Raw genomic sequence first — 6,226 nt, 5'->3', positions numbered from 1 at the left:
GCTCTCAGCGTATCTATCTATGGATATAGATAGAACGAAGCAGGTAGAGCGGATTTCGTCCGATGGAGTGGGCCGTACTTGCTCCGGCGGGGGTTTCCCGGTGGCGAAGCCACCGGTTTCTCCTCGTTCCCCGGTCGGGAGGCCCCCGGTGGCGTCGCTACCGGGTTGTGGGGCCAGTGCGCCGCAGTCCGCGGCGGTGGTGAAGGCCCGCGAGGGGAGGCCCCGCCAGGGGCCGAGCCGTGAGGCGACCATAGTGTTGTTTAAGCAGGTAGGTTCGGGCGGTAGCATTCGTGCGGAAAGTGCGCACCGCCTCCGGGGCGGTAGCGGTGCAGGTCGTGCGCAGACACCGCGGCCGGCACGAGATCCTCGCCCACGTCGGGTCCGCACATACCGACGTCGAGCTGGGCATTCTGCTTGAGCGAGCCCGACAGTTCCTGCACGGCGATCAGGGCATGCTGGATCTGGATGTGCCGTCGCCCGTCGCGCAGATCGCCGATGTTGCCCTCGGCCGGACCCTCGCGACGTGGCTGCCCGTCATACGAATCGACGGCCTCCGATCCAACGATGTATAACCTCACCGAACACCCCTGATCGGCACAGGCTCATGCTCATGCCTGCCCTTTCAGGTATTCCGTGGTGTCCTGCAGGACCCATCGGCAATAGCGGTGTCACACCCGCCGCCGCCGCCAAGCCCACACGCACAACCCGATTCCCGCGAGCGATGCCACCGGCAGCACCCATCTCCACCGGCGCAGTGTCACGAACCGCTGGTACTGCTCGCTCGACAAGAACTGCAGACCGGGGCGATTCGCAGTGGGCGGTTCCCACCAGTAACTTCCCGAGCCGGTCAACACTTCAGGCCAAGCGAAGACACCGATCGCGGTCGCGATGACGATGCAGGTGACGGGGAACGCCACCCAGAACCACGGGAACCCTGGCGCGCTACCGAGCCGGGTTCGTCGTCGCACCACCACGCCCGCCGCCAACCCCAGCAGTGCCAGAACACCAAGCATCAACCACGCCATATCGTCGGACGATACTGTGCTGTCGTCCGGAGGTCTGGAAGCTCCGCACGGTGTGCTGCTGAAGGATCAGCAAACAGGACATGTCGACCAGACCAAGACGGGTAAGTAGGTTTGCGACCTATGCCAGCCATCCTCACAGCACACTGCATAGGTGACCGAAGATCATGACTCCGTTGACCGGCGCCGACCTCAACCGGGACGCCTGGACTGTACACCGGCCGGACAGTCCACAGCTCATCTCTCCGCACGCCGCATTCACCGCGTTGCGCCAGGGCCACCCGGGCGAATCCTGGATCCCGACTGGCATCACATCCGTGTCGAATGGGGTTCTGCTGGAAAATGAACGCCTCAGCTACGGGGCAGGGTTCTGCCTCGACATGACTGCGGATCAACCGGATGGCGTTGTCCCCGGACTCGTCCGCGTCAGCGAATCCCGATGCGGAGACCTCGCCATGCCGTTTCGATCCGAATCCGACCAGCAGTAGACGGAACGAACAGATCAAATCACGTCGCCCCTTACACAAACCAAGCCAGAAAAGGTTGAGTAATTTGAGTCACGTCGAGCAAGAGTACGATACGGTATTCGATTCATGGTCGCTGCAGTTTTTGGCTGCATTAACAATGGGGTTAGTCGATGAGCAGGCTAGGGGTTCCATGCGGGTAGAATTGATTTCCTTAGAGGAACACTTAGGAACAGTAATAGTTGTGGTAGAGCACTACGGAAACGGAGATGTTCCGCTATCCCGGCGCGGGTACAAATTGATCCTCGATGAACTGCGAAGGATATCGCCAGGCGGTGACGCAAGGGCGGCTGCCGGCCTTTATTTGGATGACCTCGCCAGTCCGGGTCCAATGCAAGATCCGCCGGCAGAAGGTGACATTACATGGATCACTCGCCCTGGATGGATGAACCCTTCCTAGCGGTGCCGCCCACTTAACACCATAGGGGGCGGCACCGCGCTCGGAATATTACCCTCCCGTATCCGGCTCAGGGTTCATCAGTGCCACGTCAACCCATGGGTCGCATATTTCTGTGTTCGACAGTGGAGTATTTCCACCACCACAGTATGCAGTTACAACTCCAACGGGTCCCGGAGCGCCTGCCGGAGACAGTTTGTATCCCTCAGGGAATGACCTGAAGTCGTATATAGCATGCACTGTACGCCGTTCGACTTCTTCACAGTCGTACCCGTCCCATTCAAGATGACAGAATCTGTCTACAGCGTGAACGTAGAAATCTCTTCCTTCGTCGCCGCCACTACGAGGTTTATGCTTGGATGACTCCAGGATCATCGCGATTGAGTCCGGATAACGCAATTGATGCTTGTGCTCCGCTTTGTCCTGTCCCCATCCGTCATTCCAGGAACCGCTCCAGTAGCCTTGCCGTACCGGCATCACTCCGTAGCTGATGAAATCAGGATTCGTTGCTTCTGCCAGAATTTCGGCGGTTGGATAGTTGGCGGCAACATCCGGAGGAGGCCAGGTGGCGCCAGGGGGGATATCAAATGGTTGGATTTCGAGGGCATCTTGACGCAATAGCGTCGGATCGGGGTCAACAGGTTCTTCGTAGGTAGCTGTGAGCACCCGGCCGGTGCCAGTTGTATTGATGACACCATTGTCAAAGCGCTGACTCAGCGTAATTACCGGCTGGCCTGGAACTTGTCTACTTGCGTCTGGCGCCTGTGCGCCGTTGGCTGGAGCTCCGAATATTCCTTCGTAACCGCCATGCGCGTTCCATATTTTCAGCAACTCGCCGGAGATTTCATGGGCACCGGTGATCGCCGTCCACCAAATGCTTGCGTCATTCTCGAAGTCGGCGAATCGTGCGATTCCGTCAGTGGTGACCTGTTCGTCCTCCAACGGATAACCGAGGTGCCCGTCCTCCCTGCCTGTCGAAGTCCAGCGATCTCGAATGTCTCGGTACAAGACATGTGCGCCGGTTTGCCCGGACCAGGTGATGGTGCCGTTGAGGAAGTTGTTGTAGCGGCCGTTGTACTTGTTGACGGCGATCTCGTCGCTGCTGGGGTAGCCGAGGGGGCCGGTTTCGGCACCGAGAGCGTGGTATTTGTCGCGGATGGCGCCGCCGATGGCGCCGAGGGAGACCGGGCTCCAGTAGATGGAGCCGCCTTGGAAGTCCTGGCGCCGGCCGTTCTGCAGCACGATCTCGTCGGTGGTGGGATATCCGAGGAAGCCGGCTTCCCAGTTGTGCTGGCCCCACTTCATCATGAAGTGGTTGACCACGGGGTGCGCGCCGGCGTTGGGGTGCCAGTAGATCGGGCCGTTGGCGAAGGTTTGGCGGCGTCCGACCTGGTCGGGGTTGACCAGTTCGTTGCTGGTGGGCCAGAGCAGGAAGCTGTTCGGTCCGCCGAGGGAGTCGTACTTGACGCGGATCTCCCCGCAGACGACGTACTGCCACGCGGGGAAGTAGACCATGCAGTCCGTGGGAGCGGCGGCGGCGACGGTGGTGGCGACGCCGCTGCGGGCGTTGCGGGATCGGGAGGCCGCGAGGAGTTTCGCCTCGGCGATCTCGGCCTTGTCGGCGTCTTCCTTGGTGAAGCCCTCGGGAAGTTCTTGGCGGTCCGAGCGCATCTTGCCGGGCACGATCGTGGAATTGGGGTTCTCGGTGGGTGTCCACGTAACCCAGGGCTCCTTCTTGCCCGGTGCCGTCTCCGGCCTCGCCTGCGGCGGTGTCGGCGGCACGGCGGTGGGGGACGTCGGGGTCTCGGTGATCGGCGGTGCCGGCACCCGCGTCGCCGTCGGTACCGACGAGGTCGACGGTGCCTCGGTCATCTCGGTGGTGTTCGGTGGCGACTGTGCCGCCGCCGGTGCCTCGGTCGTGGACGTGGTGGCGCCGGCGCTCGGGGGTGGCGTCGAGGTGGTGATCGGGGCGGCGGGAGTGGTCGTGGGCTGGGCCAACACGGTGGAACTGCCGTGGGTGAGCAGCAGTGTGGTCGCGGCGGCGATCACGCAGCGACTCACCCACCGGCGGTGGGGCGTGCCCAGGGCACGGCGACGGAGCGATTCCATTGAGACCTACCGTCTTTCGCAGGAGCAGGGTCAGCGGTGGCGCCATCGCTGACCGAAAACCTAATCGGTTTCCCACCAACCACGCACGTATCCGGTAACACTTCCATCACGGAAACCATCCGACTGGTATTTTCATGGAAGGTCGGTCGATCCGGCATTTCGCTGCTACACCCGAGGGGCTGCCCGCCCCATGGGGGCGGTTCGTCGGTGCGCAGGGGTGTGCCCTGCTTCCGGGAAGAAGTGCGGGATGAGTGTGTGACGACGATGCCCGGTGCGGTGCGGTGCGGTGCGGCGGCTCGGCGCCGGGGTGGGGCCGGGCGCTCAGAGGTCTCGGCAGAGAGGGCGCAGTGCGCTGCCTCGTTGCCCGTAGGCTGTCCGGGCGGTCGGCCGTGGGGGGCCGCTACCGACTCCGGAGGGGGATCCGGAGGGGACGGCGACGCGAGGCGAGCGGGAAGGAGGGGTGGTGGGGACCACGCAGCACCGGGGCCGGGTCACCCGGTTCCACTTCGTCACCGTCGCGGCCGAGTTGTTCGCCGCCGCCGGGTATCACGGGGTCAGCACGGGCGAGATCGTCGCCGCGGCCGGCTCGAACAAGGGCGCGCTGTACTACCACTTCCGCTCCAAGGACGACCTCGTGGCGGCGATCATCGACGAACAGCACCGCCGCAGCATCGCCCTCGTCCAGCGGGTCACCGCCACCGACGCCGCGGCGCTCGAGCAGATCGTCATGCTCAGCCACGCCCTCGGCGAGCAACTACAGCAGAGCGCGCTGGTGCGGGCCGGGCTGCGCCTGTCCACCGAACTCGCCGACCGCACCCCCGCCCACCCGTACCGGGACTGGATCGGTGCCTGCCGGGTGCTGCTCGACCGCGCCGCCGACCACGGTGATCTGCGCGCTGGTCTGGATCTGGATGCGGTGGCCCGGTTCGTGATCGGGGCGTTCACCGGTATCCAACAGCTGTCCGGGCTGCTCACCGACCGCCCCGACCTGCCCCGGCGGATCGACGAGCTGTGGGCACTGGTGCTGCCCACCCTCGTCGCCGACCCCGACCGGCGTGACGCGGTGCGCCGCGCCCGCTGGGCACCCCCGATCCCCGTCGCCTGAACTCCACTCCCTCGGAATCCGCCCCGACCCGTCTGCGCCGGGCCGCCCTACTGTCCTCCCGCGGCCGGCCGGCCTCATCGGTGGCGGGCAGCCACTGGCACGGCTAAGAGAGTGTTGTGGAACCCTGTGCTGACGCGGCGTGTCGGCCGTGGTATCCGAACGTGATCGATGATCGTGTCGGTACGTGTGTCCGTGTGTGTGCAAGCCCGCCTACGACTCGTCGCTGACCGATGCGCAGTGGGCGGTGATCGCACCGCTGCTGCCTCGACCGAGCCCGCGGCTCGGGGGCCGGCCGGCGGTGCACCCACGCCGACTGGTCGTCGACACGATCTTGTACGTGCTGGCCACCGGCTGCGCCTGGCGGCTGGTCCCGCACGATCTGGCCCCGTGGAGCACCGCCTACCGGATCTTCGCCGCCTGGAGCGCGGACGGCACCTGGGCGCGCATCCACGACACCCTGCGAGATCGGTTGCGTGCCAACGACGGACGTGATCCGCAACCGTCGGCGGCGGTGCTGGACTCGCAGTCGGTGCGCAGCAGCGAGGGCGGCGAGCAGATCGGCTACGACGCCGGCAAACGCGTCCGGGGCCGCAAGCGTCATCTGCTGGTCGACACCCTCGGGTTGATGTTGGTCGGGCTGGTGCACTCGGCGTCGGTGCAGGACCGGGCCGGGGCCCGGCTGGTGCTGGCCGGGGCCCGGACCCGGTTTCCCGGGTTGGGGCTGGTGTGGGTCGACGGCGGGTACGTCAACTCGGTCGATGCGGGCCTGGTCGACTGGGCGGCCCGCACCGAGAATCTCGAGGTCGTGGTGGTACCTCGCAACGCGGACGTGAAAGGCTTCCAGGTGCTGCCCCGGCGGTGGGTGGTCGAGAGGACCTTCGGATGGTTGACGAGGTGTAGACGGTTGGCGCGGGACTACGAACGCAAGACGGCACATGCCGAGGCCATGATCCAGGTCGCGATGATCAGGCTCATGGCGGCCCGCCTGGCCGGCGAGGACATCGAGCCCCGCGGTCCGATCGAAGCCGAAGCGGCACGCCGGCTAGCAGAGGACCTCACCGACTGACAG

6 protein-coding genes and 1 pseudogene are annotated in these 6,226 nt (G+C 64.9%); 5 read left to right on the top strand and 2 right to left on the bottom strand.

Annotated features, from left to right (window positions below; all coding sequences use genetic code 11):
• Window positions 1-290: 290 nt before the first annotated feature.
• Window positions 291-503 (top strand): annotated as a pseudogene (locus tag ACWPQI_RS25235) (IS1634 family transposase); the annotation flags it as partial.
• Between the two features lie 165 nt (window positions 504-668).
• Here the strand turns inward: ACWPQI_RS25235 and ACWPQI_RS25230 are convergent.
• Window positions 669-1,025, bottom strand: a complete 357-nt coding sequence (locus ACWPQI_RS25230) for an amino acid permease (protein ID WP_072816376.1) — start codon at window positions 1,023-1,025, stop codon at window positions 669-671.
• Window positions 1,026-1,189: 164 nt separating this feature from the next.
• Between ACWPQI_RS25230 and ACWPQI_RS25225 the strand changes: the two genes are divergently transcribed.
• Window positions 1,190-1,510, top strand: coding sequence for a hypothetical protein (locus ACWPQI_RS25225; RefSeq protein ID WP_072816374.1), 321 nt, complete (start codon window positions 1,190-1,192; stop codon window positions 1,508-1,510).
• Window positions 1,511-1,994: 484 nt separating this feature from the next.
• On the opposite strand, the gene ACWPQI_RS25220 is transcribed toward ACWPQI_RS25225, so the two are convergent.
• A complete protein-coding gene (locus tag ACWPQI_RS25220) occupies window positions 1,995-3,626 on the bottom strand; it encodes an LGFP repeat-containing protein (protein ID WP_422626335.1) in 1,632 nt (543 codons plus the stop codon).
• 22 nt (window positions 3,627-3,648) lie between these two features.
• On the opposite strand from ACWPQI_RS25220, the gene ACWPQI_RS25215 reads away from it, so the two are divergent.
• The 3 genes from ACWPQI_RS25215 (at window position 3,649) to ACWPQI_RS25205 (ending at window position 6,223) form a co-directional block, all read left to right on the top strand.
• The gene (locus ACWPQI_RS25215) at window positions 3,649-4,104 is read left to right on the top strand and encodes a hypothetical protein (RefSeq protein WP_139282077.1); all 456 of its coding nucleotides are present in this window, start codon (window positions 3,649-3,651) and stop codon (window positions 4,102-4,104) included.
• 411 nt (window positions 4,105-4,515) lie between these two features.
• Entirely contained in the window at window positions 4,516-5,157 is a 642-nt protein-coding gene (locus tag ACWPQI_RS25210; RefSeq protein ID WP_072816437.1) for a ScbR family autoregulator-binding transcription factor, read from the top strand.
• Window positions 5,158-5,341: 184 nt separating this feature from the next.
• Window positions 5,342-6,223: an IS5 family transposase gene (locus ACWPQI_RS25205; RefSeq protein WP_083584022.1), complete on the top strand. Its 882-nt coding sequence runs from the start codon at window positions 5,342-5,344 to the stop codon at window positions 6,221-6,223.
• Window positions 6,224-6,226 lie beyond the last annotated feature (3 nt).

The sequence above is a fragment of the Rhodococcus sp. LMD genome (genome assembly GCF_056108245.1).
The sequence above is the reverse complement of the archived record's forward strand: the minus strand, read 5'-3'. Positions and strand labels throughout refer to the sequence as shown.

What these genes read in the sequence shown, in the direction of transcription:
- ACWPQI_RS25225 (WP_072816374.1), top strand. Translation starts at nt 1,190, where the DNA reads ATGACTCCGTTGACCGGCGCCGACCTCAACCGGGACGCCTGGACTGTA.
- ACWPQI_RS25230 (WP_072816376.1), bottom strand. Translation starts at nt 1,025, where the DNA reads ATGGCGTGGTTGATGCTTGGTGTTCTGGCACTGCTGGGGTTGGCGGCG.